Genomic DNA, 25,575 nt, shown 5'->3' with positions numbered 1-25,575 from the left:
CGGAAGGCTCGGTCAGAACGCGGGACTGTCGGCACCCGGGGCGTCCCGCGGGTGGTCGCCGGGATCGATGGGCGCCGCGGACGACGGGCCGGTATCGCCCGTCGACGGCGAGTCCGGGTTCAGGTTCCCCGGCCACAGCGCCGAACCGGGCGGCACGTTCCAGTGGTTGGCGCCGCCGCCGGGCGTGACACCGGGCCGCACCACCGACGGACTGACCACGTGGTCACTGGGCTCCGCCGAGGCGGGACCCGCCGCGAGGACGGTGGCGCCGGCTACGGCGGCGATCAGCCCTACGGCGAGCCGTCGGGCGAGAGTGATGATGACTGGCTTCCGGAACTTTCCCATGCCTCGACGGTACCGAGGGGAGTACCGAAATCGACTGTGCACATGACTCTTTCACGAATCCGACACAAACGCGGAATCTTCATCGAAGGCGTGGTGCATCCGTCGCGAATCCTTCACATCGTCGTGTTCAACGGGGCGGCACCCCGTCGGGCCGCGGCGAGGTTCGCCGCGCAGCGCTCCCGCACCGCGTCGATCAGGCCTGTCGCCTCGTCGGGTTCGACGAGACCGCGCGCGGCGAGAGCGAGCAGTCCGTTGATACCCGCCCAGCACTGGATCACCTCCGCCCGCGCCGCATCGGCGGGTTCCCCGACGGCGGCGATGACCGTCTCCAGGGCCCGCGCGAGGTAGCCGCGCACCTCACTGCGCGCCGCACGCACCGTGTCCGAGTCCTCGCCGTGCACGTCGGTGAGGCCGAGCAGCCGGAAGGCCGTCGGCTCGCGTCGATGGAAGTCGAGGTACTCGTCGAAGGCCCGACGCGCCGCCTCCTCTCCGTCGCTGCCCGCGACCGCTTCCGCCATCGCGGCGACGTGCTCACCGCCGACCCGGCACGCCAGCACGGCGTAGACGTCCGCTTTGCCGCCGGGGAAGTTGGAGTAGATGCTGGTCAGCGCGACGTCCGCATGCACCGCGAGCTCGTCGACCGAGGTGCCGCGGTAGCCGGTCGGACGCGCGAACAGCTCGCGCGCCGCATCCAACAGTGCCGCTCGGGTGCGGCGGCGGCGCTTGTCCACGGGTTCCGTCAGCAGCGATTCCATGGCACTATCCTAGTCGTACTTCGTTTTCATAGTTGAACTAGGAGAACACTGATGACCGTGTCGCCCGATCACCTCGACGCCGCTGTCGCCGACGGTTCCGAGATCATGAAGCAATTCGTCCCGGCCTCCCCCTTCGTCGCACTCCTCGGCGTCCAGTTGGAGGAGATCACCGACGGCGCCGCGACACTGCTCGTGCCCTACCGGCCGGAGCTCACGACGGTCGGCACGATGATGCACGGCGGCCTCATCGCCGCCGCCGCGGACATCGGCGTCATGGTCGCGGCCTGGGCGGGCCGCCCGGTGCCGGACAAGCTCCGCGGCGTGACCGCTTCGCTGTCGCTGAACTTCATCGCGCCGCTCATGGAGGACGGCCTGCGCGTGCGGGCGCACCGTCTGTCCACGGGCCGGAGGACGAGTCACGTGCGGTGCGAGATGTACTCGGAGAGCGGAGACGCGTTGGTGGCCAGCGCCACCGGGACGTACCAGGTGGGCTGACCGCCGGGCTAGATGCGAGCGCGCTGCGGGACCTCGCGGGCGAGCAGCAGGGCGACGGCCCCGAGCAGCGTGCCGGTGATCCGGCGCTGCCACACCGCCCACTCGGGGCGGCGCGCGATGAGCGCCGCCACCGCGCCCGCGGCCACCACGATCGCGGCGTTGACCAGCATCGACACGGTGATCTGGACACCGCCGAGGAGGAAGCCCTGGGCCGCAGTGTGCCCACGCGCAGGGTCGATGAACTGCGGGATCAACGCGAGGTACATGATCGCCGCCTTCGGGTTGAGCAGATTGGTGACCAGGCCCATCCGGAACAGCTTGGCGTTCGAATCGCGGGGGAGGTCCGTGGTCTCGAACAGTCCACGTCCGCCGGGACGCAGCGCCTGGAAGGCGAGGTACCCGAGGTACAGCGCCCCGGCCGCCTTGAATCCCATGAACAGCCACGGCACCGCGACGAAGACCACCGCGAGTCCGAGGTTCGCCAGGGTGAGGTAGGCGACGAAGCCCACGCCGGTCCCCGCCAGCGAGATCAGGCCGGCCGTCCGCCCCTGCCCGATGCTGCGGGAGACGAGATAGATCATGTTCGGCCCCGGCGTGAGCACCATCGCCAACGCCGTCACCACCATTCCCGCCATCGCGGTCCACGAAACGATCATGAGTCCCATCCTGGCGAGCAACTGGCATTGCGGTACATAGCCAGTTGAGTGTGACTGGCTTCCACCCGGCCGGCCCCGTCAGAGCGACGGAGCGAGCGCCCCGGGGCGGACGATCCCGCCGTCACGGTCGCCGGCCGATGCGCGCCGGAGGGGGCTCGTCACCGTCGAGGCCGATCCCGACCACGCCCGCCGGCGCCTCGTCCGGCTCACCTGGCGGCCGCGGCCGGCCGCGGCTGATCCGCCGCCGCGCCTCCCTAGCGGGGCGTGCAGTGCCTCCGTGTGTCGTTCACTCCCCGTGTCCATGGACATGGGGAGGCGGCCGCCCCGCTAGGGAGCGTCACGAGCGCAGCGAGCTGATCGCGACCGTCAGCTGCCGAGGAGGGCCTCGATCTCGCGCTCCTCGACGTCGTTCATCGATGCGGGAGAGAACTTCGGGTCGCGGGTCTTGTCGACGAGGACGGCTCGGATGCCCTCGACGAAGTCGGGGCGGCGGACCAGGCGGGCACCCACCACTGCCTCCTCGGCGAGGCACTGCGCCAGCGTGCGCGTGCGCGACTGCTGGATCAGGTCGAAGGTGACGAAAACCGAGGTGGGGCAGGCCGTCGAGAGCTGCTCGCGGGCGGTGTCGGCCCAGGCGCCGGACGTGGTGGCCAGACCCGCCAGGATCTCGGTCACCGAATCGCGGCCGAAGACGTCGGCGATCTCGCCGAGCGGCAGGGTCGCCGCGGGAACCGTATCGCCGAAGCGGGCGAGCGCGCCGTCGAGGTCCTCGCCCGCCAGCAGCGCGGCCCGGAGGTCGGGCATCGCCGACGAGGGCACGAAGTGCGTCGCGAGCCCGACGGCCAGCGCGTCGCCCGCGCCGATCCGCGCGGCGGTCATGCCCATGAGCTCGCCGAAGCCCTTCGGCAGGCGGCCGAGGATGTGGGTGGCGCCCACGTCGGGGAGGAAGCCGATCGCGACCTCGGGCATCGCGATGAGCGCCTTCTCCGAGACGACGCGGTGCGAGCCGTGGATCGAGACGCCCACGCCGCCACCCATGTTCACGCCGTCGATGAGGGCGATCACGGGCTTGGGGAACTCCGCGAGGCGCAGGTTCATGTCGTACTCGTCCCGGAAGAACGGGGTGAAGTCCTCCCCCGCCACCACCTGGTCGCGGATCGCGCGGATGTCGCCGCCCGCGCAGTACGCCTTCGGCGAGGCGGAGGTCAGCAGAACGCGGGTCACGGTGTCGTCGGACTCCCACGCCCGCAGCGCGGCGTCGATCGCGTGGACCATGTCCATGGTGAGCGCGTTGAGCGCCTTCGGACGGTTCAGCTCGATGTGCCCGGTCCCCCCGACCACGGTGGTCACGATCTCGGCGTCGCTCACAGCTCACTCCTCGCGATTAGTCGCATATCCAACTAAATCAGTATGCCAGGTGCCCGCGTAACCTGGACCCGCGATGGCGAATCTTCTCGGCGCGGACGCGCTGCACCTCGAGTACCCGACCAAAACGGTCTTCGATTCGGTGTCCCTCGGCGTGAACGAGGGCGACCGGATCGGCATCGTCGGCCGCAACGGCGACGGCAAGTCCAGCCTGCTGGGCATGCTCGCCGGCACCCGCGAGCCCGACTCCGGCCGCGTGACCCGACGGGGCGGTGTCCGGGTGGGCGTGCTCACCCAGACCGACCTCTTCGACGACGAGGACACCGTCGGCCACGCCGTCGTCGGCGACACCCCCGAACACGTCTGGGCCGGCGACCCGAAGGTGCGCGACATCCTCGCGGGCCTGCTCACCGACCTCCCCTGGGACGCGCGCCTCGGCGAACTGTCCGGCGGCCAGCGCCGCCGCGTGCAGCTGGCGCAACTGCTCGCCGGCGAGCACGACGTGCTGATCCTCGACGAGCCGACGAACCACCTGGACGTCGAAGCCATCGAGTGGCTCGCCGGCCACCTCAGGACCCGCTGGCCCGCGAACCAGGGCGGCCTGCTCATGGTGACCCACGACCGGTGGATCCTCGACGAGGTGTGCACCGCGACGTGGGAGGTGCACGACCGCATCGTCGAGCCCTTCGAGGGCGGCTACGCGGCGTACATCCTGCAGCGCGTCGAGCGCGACCGGCAGGCCGCGTCGATCGAGCAGAAGCGGCAGAACCTCGCGCGCAAGGAGCTGGCGTGGCTGCGGCGCGGCGCCCCCGCCCGCACGAGCAAGCCGAAGTTCCGCATCGACGCGGCGAACGCCCTGATCTCCGACGTGCCCGAGATCCGCGACAAGACCGAACTGCAGTCCCTCGCCGTCTCGCGACTCGGCAAGGACGTCGTCGACATCCTCGACGTGGGCATGGCGTACGGCGACAAGCAGGTGCTCAGCGACATCGAATGGCGCATCGCGCCCGGCGAGCGCACCGGCATCCTCGGCGTCAACGGGGCCGGCAAGTCGACCCTGCTCGGGCTGATCGACGGGGCCGTGCAGCCCACGACGGGCACCGTCAAGCGCGGCAAGACCGTCAAGGTGCAGACGCTCACCCAGCGGCTCGACGAGCTGGAGCAGCACTGGGACGATCCCGTGCGCGTGGTCCTGGCGAACCTCGCCACGAGCTTCACCGTGGGCAGCGGCTCGAAGGCGCAGGAGCTCACCCCGTCGCAGCTGCTGGAACGGCTCGGCTTCGCGAGCGCGCAGCTCTCGACCCCGGTCAAGGACCTCTCCGGCGGGCAGAAGCGGCGCCTGCAACTGCTGCTCATCCTCCTGGATTCGCCGAACGTGCTGATCCTCGACGAGCCGACCAACGACCTGGACACCGACATGCTGGCCGCGATGGAGGACCTCCTCGACTCCTGGCCCGGCACGCTCATCGTGGTCTCGCACGACCGGTACTTCCTCGAGCGCGTCACCGATCAGCAGTACGCGATCCTCGAGCGGCGCCTACGGCACCTGCCCGGCGGCGTCGACGAGTACCTCGCCCTGCGCCGGGCACAGCACGGCGCGACGGCCGCCGCCTCCGCCACATCGACGGCGTCCGCCCCCGCGGAGTCCGGGCTCAGCGGCGCGGAACTGCGGGCGGCGCAGAAGGAGGTCTCCGCCGTCGAGCGGCGGATGACCAAGCTGACCGACCAGATCGAGAAGGCGAAACTGGCTCTCGCCGATCACGATCAGGGCGACTACGCCGGCCTCGCCGAGGAGATGAAGAAGATCTCCGGCCTGGAGGACGAGCTCGCCGAGCAGGAGCTGCGGTGGCTCGAACTGTCGGAGGGGCTGGAGGGCTGACTCACAGCACGTCGTCGTCGACCCAGTCGAGGGTGCGCCGCACCGCCTTCTTCCAGTTCCGGTAGAGGCGTTCGCGTTCGGCGTCGTCGGTGGCCGGCGTCCACCTCCTGTCCTCGGCCCAGTTGTCGATGACGTCCTGCTCACCCGCCCAGTAGCCGACGGCGATCCCGGCCGCGTAGGCGGCGCCCAGCGCGGTGGTCTCCGCGACCTGCGGGCGCACCACGGCGACGCCGAGCTGGTCGGCCTGGAACTGCATGAGCAGCGAATTCGCCGTCATGCCGCCGTCCACCTTCAGCTCCGTCAGGTCGGTGCCGGCGTCCGCGTTCATCGCCTCCACCACGTCCCGGGTCTGGTAGGCCACCGATTCCAGCACCGCCCGGCACAGGTGCTCCTTGCGGACGAAGCGCGTGAGCCCGACGATCGCGCCGCGGGCGTCGGACCGCCAGTACGGCGCGAAGAGGCCGGAGAAGGCGGGCACGATGTACGCCCCGCCGTTGTGCTCGACCCGGCCGGCCGCCTCCTCGATCTGTGAGGCGTCGGTGATCATCTCGAGGTTGTCGCGGATCCATTGCACCAGCGAGCCGGTCACGGCGATGGAGCCCTCCAGCGCGTACCGGGCGGGGGCGTCGCCGATCTTGTAGCAGACGGTGGTCAGCAGCCCGTTCGTGCTGTGCACGGGGGTCGTGCCGGTGTTCAGCAGCAGGAAACTACCCGTGCCGTAGGTGTTCTTCGCCGTGCCCTCCTCGAAGCAGGCCTGGCCGAACGTGGCCGCCTGCTGATCGCCCAGGATCCCGGAGATCGGGACGCCCGCGAGCATGCCGTGGGCGCGGACGTGCCCGTATACCTCGGAAGAGGACCGGATCTCGGGCAGCATCGACATCGGGATCCCCATCTCCGCACAGATGTCGGGATTCCAGTCCAGGGTGTCGAGGTTCATCAGCATGGTGCGCGAGGCGTTGGTGACGTCGGTGGCGTGCACGCCGCCGTCGACGCCGCCCGTCATGTTCCACAGCAGCCAGCTGTCGGTGGTGCCCAGCAGGAGGTCGCCGGCCTCGGCGCGGGCACGCGCCCCGTCGACGTTCTCCAGGATCCAGGTCACCTTGGGCCCGGTGAAGTAGGGCGCCAGGGGCAGCCCGACCGTCGCCTTGAACCGGTCCGGGCCCGCGTCGCCGCCGAGCCGGTCGACGATCTCCTTGGTGCGGGTGTCCTGCCAGACGATCGCGTTGTACACCGGCTCGCCGGTTCGGCGGTCCCAGACCACGACGGTCTCGCGCTGGTTCGTGATGCCCACGGCGGCGATCTGATGCACCGAGACGTCGCCGGTGGACATCGCCACCGCGACGACCTCCCGTGCGTTGTCCCAGATCTCCATCGGGTCGTGCTCGACCCAGCCCGCGCGCGGGAAGATCTGCTCGTGCTCCATCTGACCGGTCGAGACGATCCGGCCGGCGTGGTCGAAGATGATCGCCCGGCTGCTCGTGGTCCCCTGGTCGATCGCCATCACGTACGTGGTCTCGCTCATCGGTGCATCCTCTCGTACTGCTCTCGGTGGTGCGACGCTAGCGCTGGGAGTCGTTGCGCCCCGGCCTGTTCCCGGGGTCGACGGACCGTCGGATCAGACGACGTACAGACTCGCCGTCAGCCCGGCGAGCACCGCCCCGACGAGCGGCCCGACGACCGGCACCCAGGCGTAGGACCAGTCGCTGCCCCCCTTGCCCTTGATCGGCAGGACGGCGTGCGCGATGCGCGGGCCGAGGTCGCGGGCCGGGTTGATCGCGTAGCCGGTGGGGCCGCCGAGCGAGATGCCGATCCCGACCACGACGAGCGCGGTGGCCAGCGGCCCCAGGCCCGACGGGGTCTTGCCGAGCACCAGGACGGCGAAGACGAGGACGAAGGTCGCGATGACCTCCGTGAGGGCGTTCTGCGGGTAGGAGCGGAGGGCGGGACCGGTGGCGAACACCCCGAGCTGGCCGCCCGCCGCGCCCGGTTCGTCCAGGTGCTGCCGGTAGACGAGCCACGCGGCGACGGCCCCGAGGAAGGCTCCGAGCAACTGCGCGGCGAAGTAGACGACGGTGGCCGCGGCCGTGACCGGGACCCCGGGCGCGTACTCGGCCCCGCCACTGACCAGGATCCCGACGGTGACGGCGGGATTGAGGTGCGCACCGGAGCGGTAGGCGACGTAGACGCCGGCGAACACCGCTATACCCCATCCGAATCCGATCATCAGGAAGTTCGCGTCGCTCCCCTTGGTCTTCGGCAGCACCGCATTCGCGACCACGCCGCAGCCGAGCAGCAGGAGGATCGAGGTTCCGAGGACCTCGGAGGTGAACACCGCGGCCAGGCTCGGCGCGGCGGGTGCGGCGAGCAGGAGGGTGCCCGTCATCGTGTCCCTTCCGTCGATGTTGCGATCGCGTCCAGCGTGCCAGGCGCACGGCGATCGCACCGGCGGTTGTGGAACTGCGGTGCGATCGCGCGGCGCCCGGACGGCGGAGGGACGGCGGTTCAGGCGGCGTTCGCCACGTAGCGCGCCGGGTCCGCGTCGAACTTCGGGGCGCAGGCGGGGCAGCAGAAGAAGTACCGCTCGCCGTCGTAGTCGCGGAACAGGCCCGCTGCCTCCGCGGTGGACTTCACGACCGGATTGCCCACCATCACCGGGCACGTGGTCGCGTCGGCGGCGGGCACCGTCGCGTCCTCCGGCGGCACCGGCGCCTGCCCCGCCGTGCCGCGGAAGCCGCGCAGGCGCAAGCTGTTGCCGACGACGAAGACGCTGGAGAAGGCCATCGCCGCACCGGCGAGCATCGGGTTGAGCATGCCCAGGGCCGCCACCGGGATCGCCGCGACGTTGTAGGCGAAGGCCCAGAACAGGTTCGTCTTGATGGTCCGGAGCGTGCTGCGCGACAGGCGGATCGCGTCCACGGCCGCACGCAGGTCCCCGCGGACCAGGGTGATGTCCGCGGCCTCGATCGCGACGTCGGTGCCCGTGCCCATCGCCAGCCCCAGGTCGGCGGCGGCGAGCGCCGGGGCGTCGTTGACCCCATCGCCGACCATGGCCACCACGCGGCCCTGCGCCTGCAGCCCGGTCACCACGGCCACCTTGTCCTCCGGCATGACCTCGGCGATCACCTCGTCGATGCCCACCTCGGCCGCGATACGTCGGGCGGCGGCCTCGTTGTCGCCGGTGAGCAGTACCGGCCGCAGGCCGAGCGCCCGAAGCTCCCGGATCGCCTCCGCGCTGGTCGGTTTCACGGTGTCGGAGACGACGAGGATCCCCCGGGCCGCGCCGTCCCAGCCCACCGCGACGACCGTCGCGCCCTGCGATTCGGCCTCCGCCTTGGCGGCGGCCAGCCCGTCGGACAGGCGCAGCGCCCAATCGGCGAGCAGGGATTCGCGGCCGACGAGCACGCCGTGCCCGTCGACGACGCCCTGCACGCCCTGGCCCTCGATGTTCGCGAAACCGTCGACGGGCGGGAGTGTTCCGATCGTCGCGGCCGCCCCCGTGGCGATGGCGCGCGCGATCGGATGTTCGGAGGCGTCCTCCAGCGCCCCGGCGTAGCGGAGCACGTCGCGGGTGTCGACGCCCTCCTCGGTGCGCACGTCGACCAGGGTCATCCGGCCGGTGGTCACGGTCCCGGTCTTGTCGAGGACGACGGTGTCCACGCGGCGGGTCGATTCGAGGACCTCGGGTCCCTTGATGAGAACGCCCAGCTGGGCACCTCGGCCGGTGCCCACGAGCAGGGCCGTCGGCGTCGCGAGACCGAGCGCGCAGGGGCAGGCGATGACCAGGACCGCGACCGCGGCGGTGAACGCCGCGGCGACGGGGAAGCCCGCGCCCAGCCAGCCGCCCAGGGCGACCGCGGCGATCGCGATGACGATCGGCACGAAGACGCCCGAGATGCGGTCGGCGAGGCGCTGGACCTCGGCCTTACCGGTCTGCGCGTCCTCGACCAGCCGCGCCATCTGCGCGAGCTGCGTCTCGGAGCCGACGCGCGTGGCGCGCACCAGCAGCCGTCCGCCGGCGTTGACGGTGGCGCCGGTGACCGCGTCACCGGGACCGACCTCGACCGGGACCGATTCGCCGGTGAGCATCGAGGCGTCGACGGCCGAGGTGCCGGAGACGACGACGCCGTCGGTGGCGATCTTCTCCCCCGGCCGCACGACGAACTCGTCGTCCGCGCGCAGTTCGTCGACGCCGATCTTCACCTCGGCCCCGTCGCGCAGGACGGAGACCTCCTTGGCACCGAGTTCGAGCAGCGCGCGCAGTGCCGCCCCGGCCCGCCGCTTGGATCGCTTCTCGAAGTACCGCCCGGCGAGGATGAACATCGTGACGCCGGCGGCCACCTCGAGGTAGATGTTCGCGGCGCCGTCCGACGGAGCGAGCGTGAGACTGAACGGATGCTTCATCCCCGGTTCCCCGGCCGTACCGAGGAACAGCGCGTACAGGGACCACAGGAACGCCGACAGCGTCCCCATCGAGATCAGGGTGTCCATCGTGGCCGTGCCGTGCCGGAGGTTGGCCCACGCGGCCCGGTGGAAGGGCCATGCACCCCAGAGGATCACGGGCGAGGCCAACGCCAGGGAGGCCCACTGCCAGTACGTGAACTGCAGCGCAGGGACCATCGCCATCGCGATCACCGGCACGCCGAGCAGGACGGCGCCGAGGAGCCGGGTGCGCAGCGAGGACAGTTCGGCGTCGGCCGGGTTCTCCTGCCCGCCTTCCGCATCCGACGATGCCGATGCTCCGGCGCGCGTCGCGGAGTATCCGGTCGCGACGACCTCGTCGATGATCCGCTGCGGGTCGACACCCTCGGGAGCGATCACCTTTGCCTTCTCGGTGGCGTAGTTGACGGTCGCGCTCACGCCCTCGATCCTGTTCAGGCGTCGCTCGATCCGGTTCGCGCACGAGGCGCAGGTCATGCCACCGATGTCCAGCTCGATGTGCGCGTCACCGGTGGTGCTGCCGGGTGTGCTCATGGTCGATACCTCCTTCGTGAGTGTCAGTGCCCGCCGTGGCCGTCGGCCGGCGGAGCGGGTACGGGTGCGGTCGTGGAGTTCTGCGGCGCGCCGGATGCGCCCGCGTCGAGCACGAAGCTCGCGGTGCGCACCACCCCGTCGACCTGGAAGTCCAGGTACAGCAGGTAGCGCCCCGCGGTGGGGGCCTGGGCCCGGAAGGCGACGGCGGGCCCGCCGGTGTCCCCGGGCTTCGGCTCCGCACCCTCGGGGTGCACGTGGAGGAAGGCGAGGTCTCCCTGACGGAGCGCGACGAGGTGACCGAAAGCACCGAGGTAGGGCTGGAGCGCGGTGACGGGCGCGCCGTCGCGGCTCACCCGCAGCGTGAGCGGGCTCGACGCGCCGGCGGTGAGGTCACCGCCGAGCGTGACGGTGAAGCCGTCCACCTGAGCCGTCCGCGACGGCGCCGGATCGACGGGCGCGTAGCCGCCGGCGACCTCGACGGTGCGCGAGAGCGTGACGGGCGAGCCGGTGGCGGGCGCGAAGTCGGCGTAGAGGCGGTAGGTGCCGGCCTCGGCCCAGCTCCACGGCAACGACCAGGTCCCGGTGGTGCGGTCGAGGCTCGGATGGACGTGCCGGAACCGCGTGCCGTCGGTGCGGACCACGATGAGATGCAGGTCCTTCTCGTGCGTGGTGGTGTACGCGGTGATGGGAGCGCCCGCGGCGCCCTCGATGCGGAAGCTCAGGGCACCGGCCTCCCCCACCGCGCGCGGCGCGGCGACGGGCGCGAACGTGAGCCCGTCGGCGCTGAGCGAGACGCCGTTCACCGCACCCGGTGCCGCGGGCGCGGCCGGGGCGGCGTGACCGCCGTGCCCCTGGTCGGCCTCGGCGTTCCACTGGGCGACCGTGCTGTCGGGCACGACTGCTCCGGCGATGCCGTAGGCGCCACCGAAGGCCACCACGAGCCCCGCGCCGAAAGCCGCCAGCTTGGTCGCCGGGTTCATCGAGCGCCGCTCCGTCTTCCGGCCGTCCATGATTCCTCCTCGGTCAGGGGTACCCCTAGCGGGTATCTGTGTCCGAATGTATACCCCCAGGGGGTATGAATCAAGCCCTCGACGGCCCCGAACCGCGAAGCAGCGAGAAGATGGCGCCTACCGCACCTACGGCACGACGGAGGCGACTACGGCACGACGGTGGCGCCCGGCACCGGGCCCGAGGCCACGCGCACCGTGCGGCAGACGCCCGCGCCCGCGAGCTCGGTGCCGACATCGACGGCGTCGTCGGCGCTCGCGCAGAGGAAGGCGCAGGTGGGCCCACTGCCGGAGACGATGCCGGCCAGGGCGCCGGCCTCCATGCCCGCGCGCAGCGTGCGCCGCAGGCCCGGCTGCAGCGACAGCGCCGCCGCCTGCAGGTCGTTCACGAGCAGCGGCGCCAGACGATGCGGATCGCCCGAGGCGACGGCGGCGAGCAGGTCGTCGGGGCTCCCCGCGCGCGGCGGGTCGCCGGCCTCTCTCAGCCGGTCCAGCTCGCGGTACACCGCCGGCGTGCTCAGACCCTCGCGGGCCAGCGCGAGCGTCCAGTGGAACTCGCCGCGTGCGAGCGCGGGGATCAGGCGCTCACCGCGTCCCGTGCCGAGCGCGGTGTGGCCGTGCAGCGAGAAGGGGACGTCGGAGCCGAGGGATGCCGCGACCTCGTCGAGCTCGTCGCGCTCGATGTCGAGGCCCCAGAGCGTGGCGGCCCCGAGCAGCGCGGCGGCCGCGTCCGCGGAGCCGCCGGCCATGCCGCCGGCCACGGGGATGCCCTTGGCGATGTCGATGCGCATGTTCGGATCACGCCCGTACCGCTCGGCCAGCGCGACGACCGCGCGCGCGGCCAGGTTCGTCGGATCGGTGGGCACGTCGCGCACACCTTCCCCGGTCACGTGCAGCGTCAACGCGTCGGCCGGGGTGAGGGTCACATCGTCGTGCAGCGAGAGCGCCTGGAAGACGGTGACCAATTCGTGGAAGCCGTCGGGCCGCACGTCGCCCACCCCGAGGTGGAGGTTCACCTTGGCGGGTGCCCGCACGGTCAGAGGGGTCGGTACCACGGAAAGCACGCGGTCCAGACTACGGGGCCGGGGCCGCGGGCCGGGCGGCGGCGAGCGCCGAGAACTGCTCGACGGACAGTTTCTCGCCGCGCTCGCGCGGGTCGATACCGGCGGCGACCAGCAGTTCCTCGGCCGCCGGGGGGGACCCCGCCCAACTCGCGAGGGCGGCGCGCAGGGTCTTGCGGCGCTGCGCGAAGGCCGCGTCGACGACCGCCCACAGGCGGCCACGGTCCACGGCGGGCCGGCCGTCGGGGCCGTACAGGTCGATGCGGACCAGGCCCGACTCCACGTTGGGCTCTGGCCAGAACACGGCCCGCCCGACGGTGCCGGCCTTGCGCACGTGCCCGTAGTACGCCGCCTTGACCGACGGGACGCCGTACACCCGCGAGCCGGGCGCGGCGGCGAGCCGGTCCGCCACCTCGAGCTGCACCATCACCAGCACGGTGCGCAGCGTGGGCACCTCGGCGAGAAGGTGCAGCAGCACCGGGACCGAGACGTTGTACGGCAGGTTCGCGACGAGCACCGTCGGCGCGCCGGCGGCGGAGACCTGCGCGCCGGAGACCTTGAGCGCGTCCTCGCCGATCACGGTGAGATTCCCGGCCAACTCGGGCGCGCGCTCGGCCACCGTCTTCGGGAGCTGTTCCGCGAGAACCGGATCGATCTCGATCGCGGTGACGGAGGCGGCGGCGTCGAGGAGCGCGAGCGTGAGCGAACCCAGACCCGGTCCGACCTCGAGCGCGACGTCATCCGGGCGGACGTCCGCGGCGGCGACGATCTTGCGGACGGTGTTCGGGTCGTGCACGAAGTTCTGGCCCAGCGTCTTCGTGGGTCGAACGGACAACTGCCCGGCCAGCGCGCGGATCTCCGCGGGGCCGAGCAGTCGTGCCTGATTCTTGAATTCGGCGCCGGTCACCGGTGTGACTCTACCGAGCTACTCCGAGTTGCCGGACAGTCCGAGCTTCGACGCGCAGGTCGGCCATGCGCCCCAGCCCTGCTCCTTCAGCGTCTTGCGCGCGATGTCGATCTGCTCCTCGCGGGTCGCGAGGTCGGCGCGCGGCGCGTACTTGCCGCCGCCGAAGGCCATCCACGTCTGCTGCGTGAACTGGACGCCGCCGTAGAACGAGTTACCCGTGTTGATCGCCCAGTTGCCGGTGGCCTCGCACATCACGAGGCGATCCCAGACCGACCCGGCGGGAACGAAGGGCGCACCCGGAGCGGTGCCCACGGCGGTGACGCCGGCGACGCCCGCGTCGAGGACCTTGGAGCCGACCTTCTCGCGGGAGACGACCTTGCCGTCCACCACGTGCTCGCGGTACTGGACCTCCTGCTTGCCCGGCTTGCCCGGGTCCTTGATCTCGGTCTTGCCGTTGATCAGCTTCGGGTCGTCGATCTTCTTGGGCGGCGCGGTGTACGGCTCGGTGACCGTGACCGTCGCGGTGCGGTTCCGGTTGACCGAGATGGTCATGCCGGGGGTCACGGGGGTGTTGGCGCTGGGCTTGACGGAGTCCTGCTGGATCAGCGGGACGCCCATCTTCGCGAGGTACTCGCCGACGGTGCGGCCGGCGGCGTTGGCGGCGACCTTGCCGCCCGCGTCGAGCACGGTGGCCGGGACGGGCGTGACCACCGAGACGGCGGCACCGTCGAGCGGGACCTGCGCGTCCGCCGGGAGGGAGACGAAGTTCTTCGCGTCGCCCAGGCCGGCCGAGGCGAGGGCGGCGCCCATCGTGAGGTCGGTGGTCTTGACGGTGCGGACCTTGCCATTGACGTTGACGGCGACGTCGCGGGCGTGCTGCACGGTGATCGTCTCACCGGGCTTGACGGACTCGCCCAGGCCGGGGGTCACGCGGTCGGCGACGCCGGCGTCGACACCGGCGGAGCCGAGGATCGACTTCACCGAGCGGCTCATCGTCGAGACCTCGCGGGTCTGCCCGTCGACCGTGACGGTGAAGTCCTGGTACAGCGCGGCGGCGGTGCCGCCGGAGGCCATGAGGGCCACGAGCATGGCGCCGGTGACGGCGCGGACGGGCGTGTTCTCGAGCTTGGCCGACAGACCCTCGATGATGCCCGGCTTGTCGTCGTCGCCCTCGGCCCGCGCGGCGGGCTCCGGGGCCTCGTCCGCGTCGATCACGGCGGGCGCCTCGGGCTGCGGGTGCTCCGCGTTGTACTTCTCCTCGGCCTCGAGGGCCAGGCTCTCGGCCTCCGCGACGGCGTCGTCGCCGTAGACCTCGGCCTCGAGGTCGATGATCTCGCGGTCGGCCTCGGGGTCGAGGGGCCTGCCGTCGAGGTCGCTGAACCGGGCGAAGACCTGGGTCACGTCGAACTCGGCGGTGCGCTCCCGAGTGCTGCCGAAGGCGCCGCGGCGCGGGTGCGAGGTGGGCTGATCCACCGTGGTGGTGTTGTCGTCTGCGTCGAGCTCAGGCACTGGTGACTTCCCATGGGTGGACTGCAGGTGTGGCGCTCGGCGACGTTTCGGTCGCCGTTACATCACAGTACGGTAACGGAGAAGTGGGAGGCGTGCCAGCTTCTGTTCATTTCGCGCCCGCGAATGTGGCGCCGAACACACGCTCCGCCGTCGCCGTGGTAGCCGACGCGACCTCCTCCGGCGTCACCCCGCGCAGGTCAGCGAGGTAGCGCGCGGTGTACGGGATGCAATACGACTCGTTGGGGGTACCCCGGTACGGGTGGGGTGTGAGATACGGCGCGTCGGTCTCGACGAGCAGTTGACCGTCGGGAACGAGGCGCGCCGCCTCCTGCAGCTCGGTGGCGTTGGTGAACGTGACGGTGCCCGAGAAGCTCAGCACGTAGCCGCGCTCGACGCACGCGCGGGCCATCGCGGCATCGCCGGAGAAGCAGTGGAAGATCACGGTCTCGGGGGCGCCGAAGCGCTCCAGGTCGGCCAGGATGTCGGCGTCCGCCTCGCGGTTGTGGATCATGAGCGGCTTGCCCAGGCGCTTGGCCAGGTCGATGTGCCATTCGAAGGCCGCGTGCTGCTGCGCCGGCGTCGCGACGTCCTCCCGCTTGCCGAGCCAGTACCAGTCCAGGCCCGTCTCCCCGATCGCCACGCAGCGCGGGTCGGCGGCCAGGCGCTCGAGTTCTGCCGGCGCACCGTCGGCCTCGAGCTGGTGGGCGTCCGTCGGGTGCAGGGCCACGGCGGCGAAGACCCGCTCGTCCCATCGGCTCGCCTCGATGACGTAGCGGGCCTGCTCCAGGTCGCAGGCGACGGTGACCACCCGGTCCACGCCGACCGAGGCCGAGCGGTCGACCAGCTCGCGCACCGCCTCGGGCGTGCGGGCACGGCACCCGTCCAGGTGCGTGTGCGCATCCACGAGGCCGGGTAGCGGTGCGGGCAGCGGAGGCGGCGGCTTCTTCTTCCCCATGCCCTCCATTGTCGCGGTACCTCCGCGCGGCCCGCGCCGGGGACCGTACTTAATACTTCGTTAAGCAGCCGCGAAGCCGGGCCTGATGTGCTCGCGTGGTGACCGACCGAGGAGAACGCATGAAGAAGTCCGCCCTGCCCGCCGCCGTCGTCATCGGTGCGGCGCTGCTCGCCGCCTGCTCCACGACGAGCGGGGAGCCCGTCGCGGCCCCGTCGTCGAGCGCGAGCGTCACGTCGTCGTCGGCCGCGGCGAGCACGGCGCCCGCGGCGACGGTGCCGGTGCCCGCCGGACTGGACTTCGGCGCCTACCCGACCCGGGCCCGCACGATCACCGCCTCCGAGAACCGGTCCTGGGTGGTCGAGGGCAACCGGATGGGCGACGAGGCACTGATCCAGGCCAACGAGGTGGACCCGCGCCTGATCATCGGCGGCGGCGGCCTGCGCTCGTTCCCGGTGCTCGACGGCGACGGCCTGCGCAGCCGTGTGCCCGACGCCACGGCCACCGCGTTCCACGCCAACAAGATGCGCGTGGGCATGACCACCACACGATGGTGCGGACCATCGCGGGCAAGAACCCCGCCGTCGCGGGCATCCCCCAGCTCCCGGCGGTGAAGTGCATGACCGGCGGCGATCTGACGTACTGCTGGATGGCGGTCGGCCGCTACGTCGCCTCGGTGTACGACAGCAACCCGGCGCTGGCACGGCAGAAGGCCGCCGCCCAGTTCTCCATCCTCGCCACCACCCCGTAAAGCGGACGGCGTCGCAGAAGCCGCACGATCGACGACAGGAAACACCATGAATCGCCCCCTGACCGTGGTGCTCGCCTCCGCGTTGGCCGTCTCCGCGTGCGGCACCACTGTCGGCGGTGAGGCCACCGTCGCTCCGGCGTCCTCGTCGCGCGCATCGACCACGCCGAACGTTCCAGCAGGCCTCGACCCGGGGCAGTACCCGACGACGACGCGCGACGTGCCTTCGCCGAGTGGCGACAACGCGTGGATCATCGAGGGCAACCGGATGGCCGAGGCCCTGGTCCAGGTCGACGAGGTCGACCGACGCCTCACCGTCGGCGGTGCCGGTCTGCGGTCGTACCCGGTTCTGTCCGGCGATCAGCTCTCCACCCGCGTGCCGGACACCACCGCCAGGATCTTCACCCGCAACCGAATGCGGGTGGGGATGACCACGACCCGCGGCGACGACTTCGACAGACCGACCGTCGCCGTCAGGATCGGGCTGTACCGGTTCGACAGTCCCGAGATCGCCGCGGCGGTCCTCGAGGCGATCACGTCGTCCACACAGGCCCTTCCGAAGGTCGCGATCGACGGCCACGCCGAGGTGTCCGCCGCGGAGTTCACGCCCGGCACCGTCGACGGCTACCGAGCCGAGGGCCCGTTCGTGATCAACGTCAGCGGCACCGCGCCCACGAACGCCGAGGCGGCGCGGTTCGTCGCGAAGGCCTTCGACCTCCAGGTCCCCAAGACGACCGCCTTCAGTCCGACCCCGGTGACGTCGATCCGGACCCTCCCGGGCGACAAGGACGGCGTACTGTCCCGCACCCTCCTCCAGGAGTCGACAGAGCTCACTTCCCTGAGCAACGCGTACTTCGGACTCGAGGCACTGCTGCATCGGATCCGCTACCTCTCGGACGCGGCGCCCTATCGCAAAGCCGGGGTCGACCTCGTCGGGGAAGGCGCCGCCATCGTGTACCGCACGAGGGACGCCGCTGCTGCGACCACGATGGTCGCCGAAGTGACCGCGGACTCCCGGGCGAGGGCGGGGAATCGCCCCGTGGAGTCGCCGGCGGGCCTGCCGCAGGCGCAGTGCACCTTCCGTACCGAGGCGACCAGCTACATCTGCATCGTGTCCGCGGGCCGGTGGGTCACCACTGCGGGCGGCTCCAGCCTGCAGCTCGCGCGCGAGGCGGTGTCCGCCGAGTACGCGATCCTCACGAAGAACCCGTAGCGCGGCGCGCCGGCCGCCGGGCGGCTACTCGGGTTCGGGCTCGACGTAACGCGGGAAGACGCCCTGCGGCTTGGGCAGCGCGGTGCCGGGCGCCAGGCGCGTGCCGACGGCCTCGAAGGTCCGGCGGTCCTTGGGCTGCTCCAGCAGGGTGAGCAGTTCCTCCGCGGACTCGGGCATCACGGGCTGGAGCAGTAGGGCGACCTGGCGGACGACCTCGGCGGTCACGTAGAGCACCGTGACCATGCGCTCGGGGTCGCTCGCCTTGAGCTTCCACGGCTCCTGCGCCGAGAAGTACCGGTTCGTCTCGGCGAGGACCTCCCAGATCGCCTCCAGGTACAGGTGCAGCGCCTGGTCGCCGACGTGCCGGCGGGACGTCGACAGCAGGCCGTCGGCGCGGGCGAGGAGGGCGTCGTCGGCCTCGGTGAACGGGCCCGGCGTGGGCACCGTGCCCGCGCAGTTCTTGCTGATCATCGACAGCGAGCGCTGCGCGAGGTTGCCGAGCTCGTTCGCGAGGTCGGCGTTGATCCGGCCGACGATCGCCTCGTGGCTGTAGCTGCCGTCCTGGCCGAAGCTGACCTCGCGGAGCAGGAAGAAGCGCAGCGCGTCGAGGCCGTACTCGGCGATGAGGGCGTGCGGGTCCACGACGTTGCCGACGGACTTGCTCATCTTCTCGCCCTTGTTGAACAGGAAGCCGTGGGCGAAGACGCGCTCGGGCAGTTCGATCCCGGCGCTCATGAGGAACGCGGGCCAGTAGACGGCGTGGAACCGGATGATGTCCTTGCCGATGATCTGCAGCTTCGGCGGCCAGAACGTCGCGAACTGCTCCGACTGCGTGTCGGGGTACCCCGCGCCGGTGAGGTAGTTGGTCAGCGCGTCCACCCAGACGTACATGACGTGGTCGGGGTCGCCGGGCACGGGGACGCCCCAGTCGAAGGTGTCGCGGCTGATCGACAGGTCCTTGAGGCCGCCCTTGATGAAGCTGACGATCTCGTTGCGGCGGGTGGCGGGCTCGAGGTAGCCGCCCTCGCGATCGAGGAGCTCCAGCAGCCGGTCCTGGTAGGCGGACAGCTTGAAGAAGTAGGACGCCTCCTCGGTCCACTCGACCTCGGTGCCGGTGTCGGTGGAGACGCGGGTGCCGTCCTCGGTGACGGTGGTCTCGTCCTCGGCGTAGTAGGCCTCGTCCCGCACGGAGTACCAGCCGGAGTACTTACCGAGGTAGATGTCGCCGGCGTCGACCATCTTCTGCCAGATGGCCTTCGACGCCTCGTAGTGGTCGGCGTCGGTGGTGCGGATGAACCGGTCGAAGGTCGACCCGACGGCCCGCTGCAGCGCCTCGAAGGCAGCGGCGTTGCGGTCGGCGAGGGCCTTGGTCTCGATGCCCTCCTTGGCGGCGGTCTGCTGCATCTTCAGCCCGTGCTCGTCCGTGCCGGTGAGGTAGAAGACCTCATAGCCGTCGAGGCGCTGGAAACGCGCGATCACGTCGGTGGCGATGTACTCGTAGGCGTGCCCGATGTGGGGCACGCCGTTCGGGTAGGCGATCGCCGTGGTGATGTAGAAAGCCTTGTCTGCAGCCATGGTGCGCCCAGCTTATCGGTGCATCGCAAGCGTGTTCCGGGCGGAATCGCCGACCACGGGAAGTCAGGGCGGCGATCTCCTCCTCACGGGTGATTCCGTCCGGCAGCGGGGACGGGGCACCCTGTGACCGGAACCTCAAGCGCACGCATCGCGTGGGTGATCGGCGCCGGGGTCGCGCTGCTGGTCAGCCTGCGAGCGCGGACGCCGGAACCGAGTCCAGCGCGATGACGGCGCCCGACTCGTCGAGCCGGAACCGGGCGATGTCGCGGCCGTAGCGCACGTAGACCACGTCGTAGTCCACGCCGATGACCTCGGTGTCGACGGTCGGCAGCGCGGTCGCGGTGCCGGCGTACTCGCCCTCCGCGTAGAACCGCACCTGGCTGCGCTCGCCGTGGGCGACGTGCACCCAGGCCAGTCGTCCGCCGAGGTCCGTGCCGCCGTCGATCACCGAGTTCATGGCTCCTCCTCGTGGTTCGGGTGGCAGGCGGATCGGGTGGGAGAGATCCGCCGGCCGAGACCCACTCTTCCGTTCCGGCCCCGCCGCGCACATCCGGTGAAACCCCCATTCCTCCCCGAGATCGCCGCACGGGGCCGTGACAGGATGGCGCGGTGCAACCGGTCGACATGCTGCGCGCGCTCCGCGAACGCGGCCACCGGCCCGCCGCGCTGCTCGGCGCGTGGGGCGGCTTCCACGCAGTGATCGCCCCGGACCCGACGCTGACGCCCGGGATCGGTCCCGCCGACGCCGGGCGCGGCGCGGACGGGAGCCGCACGACGCCGTGGCTGGGCATCGTCGGGTATCCGGACACGACCGACGAGCCGCGGTTGGTGCCGGAGACGATCGGCGGCGATCCGGGTCCTCTCCTGCTTCTCGGCCCCGACGGGCGCTGGACGTGCACCGACCCGGCGTTCTCGATTCCGCACGAGGCCCCCGCGCCGCGGGCCTGGCGGGCCGACTGGACCGCGCCCGACCGGAATGATCACCGGGCCGCGGTGCTCGCCTGCCATGAGGCGATCCGCGCGGGCGACGTCTACCAGGTGAACGTGTGCACCCGCTTCGACGGCGCCCTGGCCGGCGACCCGCTCGATCTGTTCGCCGACATCGCCGCCGCCACCCTCCCCGGCAAGGCCGCCTATCTGGAGGGCGACTGGGGCGCGGTCGCGTCGTTCTCCCCCGAGACCTTCCTCACCGAGCGCGACGGCCTGCTCACCGAACGCCCGATCAAGGGCACACTGCCGTTGACCCGGCCGGCCGCGGACCTGCGCGCGAGCATCAAGGACGTCGCGGAGAACGTGATGATCGTCGACCTGGTGCGCAACGACCTGAGCCGCGTGGCGGCGACCGGCACCGTCCGCACGCCGGAGCTGCTGCGGGTCGAGCGCGCGCCCGGGGTCTGGCACCTGGTCTCGACGGTGACCGCGCGGCAGCGGCGCGGCGTCACCCGCGCGGAGCTGCTGGACGCGACCTTCCCTCCTGCGTCGGTCACGGGCACTCCGAAGCTCTCGGCCCGTACGCGCATCACCGCGTGGGAGCGGCACACCCGCGGCACGTACTGCGGCGCGATCGGTATCGACCACCCGCTGACGGGGTTGGACCTCAACGTGGCGATCCGCACCGTCGAGGCGCGGGACGGCGCGCTCCGGCTCGGCGTGGGCGGCGGGATCACCATCGACTCCGAGCCGGACGCGGAGTGGCGCGAGTGCCTGGACAAGGCGGCGTCGATCGTCGGGTTCCGCCTCGCGGCGCCGGGAGCGGAGCGAGCGGGCCGGTCCGGACCCGTATCTCCCCCGCACGGGTGACGACGGCGCGCGCCGGACGCTGCGAGGCTCGGTGCATGATCGGCCTCCACACCCCCGCGCTCCGCCGCTTCCTGCTGCTCCTGGCGGTGGCCTTCGCCGCCGGGCTCGCTTTCGGCGGCTACCTCTACACCCGGCGCGACCCGCAGGTCGCCGGCTTCGTGCCCTGGACCGCGGCGTGGCCGCAGCACGCGGTGGTGGCCGTGGTCGGGGCGCTCCTCGTGCTCGGGATCCGGGCCCGACGGTGGCCGCCCCGCACGCCCGCCCTCACCCCGGCGCGACTGGTGCTCGCGGCGCCGCTGCTGTTCCTGGTGGTCTTCGCGGCGTTCCGGGCGGGTGTGCAGGTGCTGGCCGGGTTGGATCCGAACTTCACCGTCAACGCGTGGGGCGGGCCGACCTACCTCGGCGCGATGGCCTGCCACTACCTCGACCTCGCCGTCGGTGGGATCGTCGTGGTGGGTGCGCTGCGCCTGATCCTGACGCGCCCGGCGGGCGGGGCCGGCCCGCGCGGGGTTACGCGGGCGGCGAGCGCCGCGTGAACTCCGGCCGACCGGGTCAGTCCTCGGGGGCCGAGCGCCGCTCCGCCAGGGCGGACTCGTAGAGCTCGCGTTTGGAGGCGCCGGTCTCGGCCGCGACGGCCGCGCAGGCGTCCTTGAGCCGCTCCCCCGCGTCGACGCGGCGCAGCACGGCGGCGACGTGGTCCTCGGGGTTCGCCGAGACGGCGGCCGCGCCCTCGAGCACGACGGTGATCTCGCCGCGCACCCCGTCGGCGGCCCATGCCGCGAGTTCGCCCAGCGGGCCGCGGCGGACCTCCTCGTAGGTCTTCGTGAGCTCGCGACACACCGCGGCGCGACGGTCGGTTCCGAGGACCTCGGCGGCGTCGGCGAGCGTCTCGGCCACGCGGTGCGGCGACTCGAAGAAGACGGCCGCGCGACGCTCCGTCACGAGCTCGGTGAGCCAGGCCCGGCGGGCGCCGGACTTGCGCGGCGCGAAACCGTCGAACAGGAACCGCTCGACGGGCAGCCCGGACAGGGCCAGCGCGGTGGTGACCGCCGACGGCCCGGGGAGGCACGTGACGCGGTGCCCGGCCTCGACGACGGCCGCGACCAGGCGGTATCCCGGGTCGGAGACCGACGGCATGCCGGCGTCGGTGACGAGGAGGACGGTCTCGCCGGCGTCGAGCGCGGCCAGGAGCTGCGGGATGCGGCCCTGCTCGTTGTGGTCGTAGAAGCTGAGGATCCGGCCGCGCGGTTCGACGTCCAGCGAGGCGGCGAGGGAGCGGGCCCGGCGGGTGTCCTCGGCGGCGATCACATCGGCCTCCCCCAGCGCGGAGACGAGCCGCGCCGTGGCGTCACCCGGGTTGCCCATCGGCACCCCGGCGACGATCAGTGCCCCGCGCGCGTCCTCTGTTCCCACGGGTCACACCCTACGATGGTTCGCGTGACAGCTGTGGCGATGCCCGAGGGGCGTAGCGAGGACCGCGAGCTGGTGAGCCCGGGCCCGCGGCTCCCGCCCGCGGTGTTCGGCGCCACCGACCGCGCCTTCGGCTGGACCGTGACGCTGGTGCTGACGGCCGTCGCGGCGGCCACCCGGTTCTTCAACCTGGGCTATCCCAGCAACGCCGGCTTCATCGGCAGTACTCCGGTGCAGACCCCGGTCTTCGACGAGAAGCACTACGCGCCGCAGGGCTGGCAGGTCCTCACGGGCGGGCAGTGGATCGAGGACAACCCCGGCTTCGGGCTGATCGTGCATCCGCCCGTGGGCAAGTGGATGATCGCGATCGGCGAGTGGCTGTTCGGATACAGCCCGCTGGGCTGGCGGTTCATGTCGGCGGTGTGCGGCACGCTGCTGGTCTTCATGGTGATCCGCGCGGCGCGGCGGCTCGCACGGTCCACGCTGATCGGCGGCCTCGCCGGGCTGTTCCTGATCTGCGACGGGCTCACGATGGTGTCCTCGCGCGTCGCGCTGCTCGACATCTTCCTGGTCTTCTTCGGCTTCGCCGCGTTCTCGATGATCCTGGTGGACCGCGACCAGATGCGCGAGCGGCTGCACCGCGCGGCCGTCGAGGGCCGGATCACCGATTCGCTGTACGGCCCGCGGCTGGGTTTTCGCTGGTGGCGGTTCTCCGCCGCGATCATGGTGGGCCTGGCGTGCGGAGTGAAGTGGTCGGGCGCCTACTTCCTGATCGGCGTCCTGGTGCTGTCGCTGGCCTTCGACGTGGCGAACCGCCGGCAGTACGGCGTGATCCGGCCCTGGCGCGGGGTGCTGCTGCGCGACCTGATCCCGTCGGGCATGTCACTCGGGGTGGTCCCCGTCCTGGTGTACCTCGGCACCTTCTGGCCGTGGTTCTCCTCGGAGACCTCGGTGTACCGGTACGCGGTGGGCAACCAGATCGGCGACAGCGGCCCCTTCGCGTGGGTGCCCGCGGCGCTGCGGTCCCTGTTCTTCTACGAGACCACGATCCTCGACTTCCACGACGGCCTCACCAACTCCGCCGGCAACCACCACCCGTGGGAGTCGAAGCCGTGGACCTGGCCGATGGGCCTGCGGCCGATGCTCTACCACTACACCGCGGACCAATCGGGCGGCATGTGCGGCGACGGGCCGTGCGTCCGCGCCGTGATGGCCGTCGGGACGCCCGCGTTGACCTGGATCGCGATCCCGGTGGTGCTGTGGGCGCTGTGGAAGATGGTCGTCAAACGCGACTGGGCCTACGCCGCGCCCGTGACCATGTACTTCGCGACCTACCTGCCGTGGTTCCTCAACCTCGACCGGCAGATGTACTACTTCTACGCGCTCACCCTGATGCCCTTCCTGTGCATCATGATCGCGCTGATCTGCCGGGAGGTGCTGGGCCTCGACGGCCGGGCGCGGTACTTCGGCTTCGAGCGGCTGCAACTGGGCCGCTGGCTGGTGGTGCTGTACGCGACGATCGTGGTGCTCAACTTCGCGTGGCTGTGGCCGATCCTCACCGCGACACCGATCCCCATGTGGTGGTGGCGTTTGGAGCTCTGGCTGCCCAGCTGGCAGTAGCGGCCCCCGGGACGCTCAGCCGACGGGTGCGACGGTGCGCGTCTCGCGCGCCAGCATCCACACGACCGCGGCGACGACGCACAGCGCCGCGGTGATCGTGAAGGCCCAGGTGAAGCCGAGGTACTGAGCGATGGCGCCGGCCAGCAGCGGGCCGGAGATGGTGCCGGCGTCCTGCGCCATCTGGTACGCCGAGAGCGCGCCGCCGCTGCGCCCCTTGCCCTGCAGCACGTCGGCGAGGGAGGCCTGCATCGTCGGCGCGACGAGGCCCGTCCCGATGCCGGCGACCACGGTGACGAGGAAGGCCACGAGCACCGAGTCGGTGAACCCCAGCGCCAGTGTGCCGACGGCGATGACGAGCATGCCCACGACGATGAACGGACGGCGGCCGTACCGGTCGGAGGCGCGGCCCGCTGGGAACATGGCGAGCACGTCGCCCGCGGCGTAGGCGGCCAGCGCGTAGCCGGCGATCGCGGCGGGCTGATCGAGCACGGCCGCGAAGAACAGCGGCAGCAGCGAGACCCGCATCGAGTAGACCCAGCCGAAGACGACCGACGTGAAGAGCGCGGCCCGGTAGGCGGAATCGGCGAGGGCCTCGCGCACCGTCGTGCCCGGTTCGGACGACGCCTCCTCCCGGCCGGCGAGGGTGCTGCCCCGCAGGGCGATGCCCACGACGAGCGTGGCGACGACGAGCGCGATCGCGTAGACGACGAAGGGCACCTGCAGGCCGAAGCCGACCAGCGCGCCGCCGAGCAGGGGGCCGCAGATGCCGCCGAGCACGAAGCTCGACGAGTAGACGCCGCTCACCCGTCCGCGGATCTCGGCGGGCGCGATGCGGATCATCAGGCCCATCGCGGAGACCGTGAACATGACGGACCCCACGCCGCCGAGCCCGCGGAAGAGCATCAGCTGCCAGTAGCTCTGGGCGAAGGCCACCGCGAGCGTCGAGGCCGCCACGATCAGAAGCCCCGCCATGTAGATCCAGCGCTCGCCGAAGGCCTTCACGAGCGGTCCGGTCGCCGGGGCGAAGGCGAGCCGCATGATCGCGAAGGCGCTGACGACCGCGGACGCGGCGCCGATGCCCACGTCGAAGGTGCGGGCGAAGGCGGGGAGCGCGGGCGCGACGACGCCGTAGCCGAGGGCGATCACGAAGCTGGCCGCCACGAGGACCCAGACCTCCGGCGGTACCCGCTGCGGCGCGGGTGCGGAAGCTGCTGAGTTCACCGAAACATCATCCGCTAAGAACGCGTCAAGACCCGCATCGGGGGCGTTAACGCGGCGTGAGAACCGTCGTTCCCGGTGGTCCAGTG

The 25,575-nt window shown here is 71.6% G+C and carries 23 protein-coding genes and 1 pseudogene; 8 read left to right on the top strand and 16 right to left on the bottom strand.

The features are described from left to right. Positions 1–12: 12 nt before the first annotated feature. Both FK530_RS06560 and FK530_RS06555 read right to left on the bottom strand, forming a co-directional pair. Positions 13–345: a hypothetical protein gene (locus tag FK530_RS06560; protein ID WP_146486198.1), complete on the bottom strand. Its 333-nt coding sequence runs from the start codon at positions 343–345 to the stop codon at positions 13–15. Between the two features lie 113 nt (positions 346–458). After that, a complete protein-coding gene (locus FK530_RS06555; protein ID WP_146486197.1) occupies positions 459–1,100 on the bottom strand; it encodes a TetR/AcrR family transcriptional regulator in 642 nt (213 codons plus the stop codon). 51 nt (positions 1,101–1,151) lie between these two features. Here FK530_RS06555 and FK530_RS06550 point away from each other — a divergent pair, with 51 nt between their 5' ends. Further along, entirely contained in the window at positions 1,152–1,595 is a 444-nt protein-coding gene (locus FK530_RS06550) for a PaaI family thioesterase (protein ID WP_146486196.1), read from the top strand. Between the two features lie 8 nt (positions 1,596–1,603). On the opposite strand, the gene FK530_RS06545 is transcribed toward FK530_RS06550, so the two are convergent. Together FK530_RS06545 and FK530_RS06540 are read right to left on the bottom strand one after the other, a co-directional pair. After that, positions 1,604–2,248, bottom strand: a complete 645-nt coding sequence (locus FK530_RS06545; RefSeq protein WP_205124184.1) for a LysE family translocator — start codon at positions 2,246–2,248, stop codon at positions 1,604–1,606. A 369-nt stretch (positions 2,249–2,617) separates the two neighbouring features. After that, positions 2,618–3,619: an enoyl-CoA hydratase/isomerase family protein gene (locus FK530_RS06540; protein ID WP_146486194.1), complete on the bottom strand. Its 1,002-nt coding sequence runs from the start codon at positions 3,617–3,619 to the stop codon at positions 2,618–2,620. A gap of 73 nt (positions 3,620–3,692) precedes the next feature. Between FK530_RS06540 and FK530_RS06535 the strand changes: the two genes are divergently transcribed. After that, the gene (locus FK530_RS06535) at positions 3,693–5,495 is read left to right on the top strand and encodes an ABC-F family ATP-binding cassette domain-containing protein (protein WP_146486193.1); all 1,803 of its coding nucleotides are present in this window, start codon (positions 3,693–3,695) and stop codon (positions 5,493–5,495) included. A 1-nt stretch (position 5,496) separates the two neighbouring features. Here the strand turns inward: FK530_RS06535 and glpK are convergent, their stop codons facing one another. From glpK to FK530_RS06495, 8 genes are all read right to left on the bottom strand, one after another. Then, complete coding sequence (gene glpK / locus FK530_RS06530; RefSeq protein ID WP_146486192.1) at positions 5,497–7,017, bottom strand: glycerol kinase GlpK; 1,521 nt, start codon at positions 7,015–7,017, stop codon at positions 5,497–5,499. 93 nt (positions 7,018–7,110) lie between these two features. Further along, complete coding sequence (locus FK530_RS06525) at positions 7,111–7,878, bottom strand: MIP/aquaporin family protein (RefSeq protein WP_146486191.1); 768 nt, start codon at positions 7,876–7,878, stop codon at positions 7,111–7,113. Positions 7,879–7,997: 119 nt separating this feature from the next. Further along, positions 7,998–10,466: a heavy metal translocating P-type ATPase gene (locus FK530_RS06520; protein ID WP_158645035.1), complete on the bottom strand. Its 2,469-nt coding sequence runs from the start codon at positions 10,464–10,466 to the stop codon at positions 7,998–8,000. A gap of 23 nt (positions 10,467–10,489) precedes the next feature. Beyond that, positions 10,490–11,446, bottom strand: coding sequence for a DUF8832 domain-containing protein (locus tag FK530_RS06515; RefSeq protein ID WP_146486326.1), 957 nt, complete (start codon positions 11,444–11,446; stop codon positions 10,490–10,492). A gap of 176 nt (positions 11,447–11,622) precedes the next feature. Further along, on the bottom strand, positions 11,623–12,537 hold the full coding sequence (locus FK530_RS06510; RefSeq protein ID WP_146486190.1) for a 4-(cytidine 5'-diphospho)-2-C-methyl-D-erythritol kinase: 915 nt from the start codon (positions 12,535–12,537) through the stop codon (positions 11,623–11,625). Between the two features lie 10 nt (positions 12,538–12,547). Then, positions 12,548–13,441: a 16S rRNA (adenine(1518)-N(6)/adenine(1519)-N(6))-dimethyltransferase RsmA gene (gene rsmA / locus FK530_RS06505; protein WP_146486189.1), complete on the bottom strand. Its 894-nt coding sequence runs from the start codon at positions 13,439–13,441 to the stop codon at positions 12,548–12,550. Between the two features lie 18 nt (positions 13,442–13,459). Further along, positions 13,460–14,950, bottom strand: a complete 1,491-nt coding sequence (locus FK530_RS26870; protein WP_146486188.1) for a resuscitation-promoting factor — start codon at positions 14,948–14,950, stop codon at positions 13,460–13,462. Between the two features lie 106 nt (positions 14,951–15,056). Beyond that, entirely contained in the window at positions 15,057–15,905 is an 849-nt protein-coding gene (locus FK530_RS06495) for a TatD family hydrolase (protein ID WP_146486187.1), read from the bottom strand. A gap of 119 nt (positions 15,906–16,024) precedes the next feature. Between FK530_RS06495 and FK530_RS06490 the strand changes: the two genes are divergently transcribed. The 3 genes and pseudogenes from FK530_RS06490 to FK530_RS06480 all read left to right on the top strand — a co-directional run bounded on the left by FK530_RS06490 (position 16,025) and on the right by FK530_RS06480 (position 17,863). Then, entirely contained in the window at positions 16,025–16,516 is a 492-nt protein-coding gene (locus tag FK530_RS06490; protein ID WP_146486186.1) for a DUF7373 family lipoprotein, read from the top strand. Continuing rightward, positions 16,450–16,653: pseudogene (locus FK530_RS27275) on the top strand (DUF7373 family lipoprotein); the annotation flags it as partial. The gene FK530_RS06490 and the pseudogene FK530_RS27275, both read left to right, overlap by 67 nt. Before the next feature lie 46 nt (positions 16,654–16,699). Further along, the gene (locus FK530_RS06480) at positions 16,700–17,863 is read left to right on the top strand and encodes a DUF7373 family lipoprotein (protein WP_146486184.1); all 1,164 of its coding nucleotides are present in this window, start codon (positions 16,700–16,702) and stop codon (positions 17,861–17,863) included. Between the two features lie 24 nt (positions 17,864–17,887). On the opposite strand, the gene metG is transcribed toward FK530_RS06480, so the two are convergent. Together metG and FK530_RS06470 are read right to left on the bottom strand one after the other, a co-directional pair. Next, entirely contained in the window at positions 17,888–19,438 is a 1,551-nt protein-coding gene (metG, locus tag FK530_RS06475; protein WP_146486183.1) for a methionine--tRNA ligase, read from the bottom strand. Between the two features lie 184 nt (positions 19,439–19,622). Next, positions 19,623–19,895, bottom strand: a complete 273-nt coding sequence (locus tag FK530_RS06470; protein ID WP_146486182.1) for a hypothetical protein — start codon at positions 19,893–19,895, stop codon at positions 19,623–19,625. Positions 19,896–20,047: 152 nt separating this feature from the next. On the opposite strand from FK530_RS06470, the gene FK530_RS06465 reads away from it, so the two are divergent. Both FK530_RS06465 and FK530_RS06460 read left to right on the top strand, forming a co-directional pair. Beyond that, a complete protein-coding gene (locus FK530_RS06465; RefSeq protein ID WP_146486181.1) occupies positions 20,048–21,238 on the top strand; it encodes an aminodeoxychorismate synthase component I in 1,191 nt (396 codons plus the stop codon). 35 nt (positions 21,239–21,273) lie between these two features. Beyond that, on the top strand, positions 21,274–21,774 hold the full coding sequence (locus FK530_RS06460) for a hypothetical protein (RefSeq protein ID WP_146486180.1): 501 nt from the start codon (positions 21,274–21,276) through the stop codon (positions 21,772–21,774). 16 nt (positions 21,775–21,790) lie between these two features. On the opposite strand, the gene rsmI is transcribed toward FK530_RS06460, so the two are convergent. Then, complete coding sequence (rsmI, locus tag FK530_RS06455) at positions 21,791–22,603, bottom strand: 16S rRNA (cytidine(1402)-2'-O)-methyltransferase (protein WP_223120226.1); 813 nt, start codon at positions 22,601–22,603, stop codon at positions 21,791–21,793. A 63-nt stretch (positions 22,604–22,666) separates the two neighbouring features. Between rsmI and FK530_RS06450 the strand changes: the two genes are divergently transcribed. Further along, positions 22,667–24,268 (top strand): dolichyl-phosphate-mannose--protein mannosyltransferase, encoded by a 1,602-nt coding sequence (locus FK530_RS06450; RefSeq protein ID WP_146486178.1) that lies wholly within the window; start codon positions 22,667–22,669, stop codon positions 24,266–24,268. 15 nt (positions 24,269–24,283) lie between these two features. Here the strand turns inward: FK530_RS06450 and FK530_RS06445 are convergent, their stop codons facing one another. Further along, complete coding sequence (locus tag FK530_RS06445) at positions 24,284–25,489, bottom strand: MFS transporter (RefSeq protein WP_146486177.1); 1,206 nt, start codon at positions 25,487–25,489, stop codon at positions 24,284–24,286. Positions 25,490–25,575: the final 86 nt, after the last annotated feature.

It is taken from the genome of Tsukamurella conjunctivitidis (genome assembly GCF_007858475.1).
GTDB lineage: Bacteria > Actinomycetota > Actinomycetes > Mycobacteriales > Mycobacteriaceae > Tsukamurella > Tsukamurella conjunctivitidis.
The sequence above is the reverse complement of the archived record's forward strand: the minus strand, read 5'-3'. Positions and strand labels throughout refer to the sequence as shown.

Bases quoted from the DNA above. Each gene is read 5' to 3' on its own strand.
- glpK (WP_146486192.1), bottom strand. From the start codon at position 7,017: ATGAGCGAGACCACGTACGTGATGGCGATCGACCAGGGGACCACGAGC.
- FK530_RS06525 (WP_146486191.1), bottom strand. From the start codon at position 7,878: ATGACGGGCACCCTCCTGCTCGCCGCACCCGCCGCGCCGAGCCTGGCC.
- FK530_RS06520 (WP_158645035.1), bottom strand. From the start codon at position 10,466: ATGAGCACACCCGGCAGCACCACCGGTGACGCGCACATCGAGCTGGAC.
- FK530_RS06515 (WP_146486326.1), bottom strand. From the start codon at position 11,446: ATGAACCCGGCGACCAAGCTGGCGGCTTTCGGCGCGGGGCTCGTGGTG.
- FK530_RS06495 (WP_146486187.1), bottom strand. From the start codon at position 15,905: ATGGGGAAGAAGAAGCCGCCGCCTCCGCTGCCCGCACCGCTACCCGGC.
- FK530_RS06470 (WP_146486182.1), bottom strand. From the start codon at position 19,895: ATGAACTCGGTGATCGACGGCGGCACGGACCTCGGCGGACGACTGGCC.
- FK530_RS06460 (WP_146486180.1), top strand. From the start codon at position 21,274: ATGATCGGCCTCCACACCCCCGCGCTCCGCCGCTTCCTGCTGCTCCTG.
- FK530_RS06480 (WP_146486184.1), top strand. From the start codon at position 16,700: ATGAATCGCCCCCTGACCGTGGTGCTCGCCTCCGCGTTGGCCGTCTCC.
- rsmI (WP_223120226.1), bottom strand. From the start codon at position 22,603: ATGGGCAACCCGGGTGACGCCACGGCGCGGCTCGTCTCCGCGCTGGGG.
- FK530_RS06560 (WP_146486198.1), bottom strand. From the start codon at position 345: ATGGGAAAGTTCCGGAAGCCAGTCATCATCACTCTCGCCCGACGGCTC.
- FK530_RS06490 (WP_146486186.1), top strand. From the start codon at position 16,025: ATGAAGAAGTCCGCCCTGCCCGCCGCCGTCGTCATCGGTGCGGCGCTG.
- FK530_RS06550 (WP_146486196.1), top strand. From the start codon at position 1,152: ATGACCGTGTCGCCCGATCACCTCGACGCCGCTGTCGCCGACGGTTCC.
- FK530_RS06450 (WP_146486178.1), top strand. From the start codon at position 22,667: ATGGTTCGCGTGACAGCTGTGGCGATGCCCGAGGGGCGTAGCGAGGAC.
- metG (WP_146486183.1), bottom strand. From the start codon at position 19,438: ATGGCTGCAGACAAGGCTTTCTACATCACCACGGCGATCGCCTACCCG.
- FK530_RS06555 (WP_146486197.1), bottom strand. From the start codon at position 1,100: ATGGAATCGCTGCTGACGGAACCCGTGGACAAGCGCCGCCGCCGCACC.
- FK530_RS06535 (WP_146486193.1), top strand. From the start codon at position 3,693: ATGGCGAATCTTCTCGGCGCGGACGCGCTGCACCTCGAGTACCCGACC.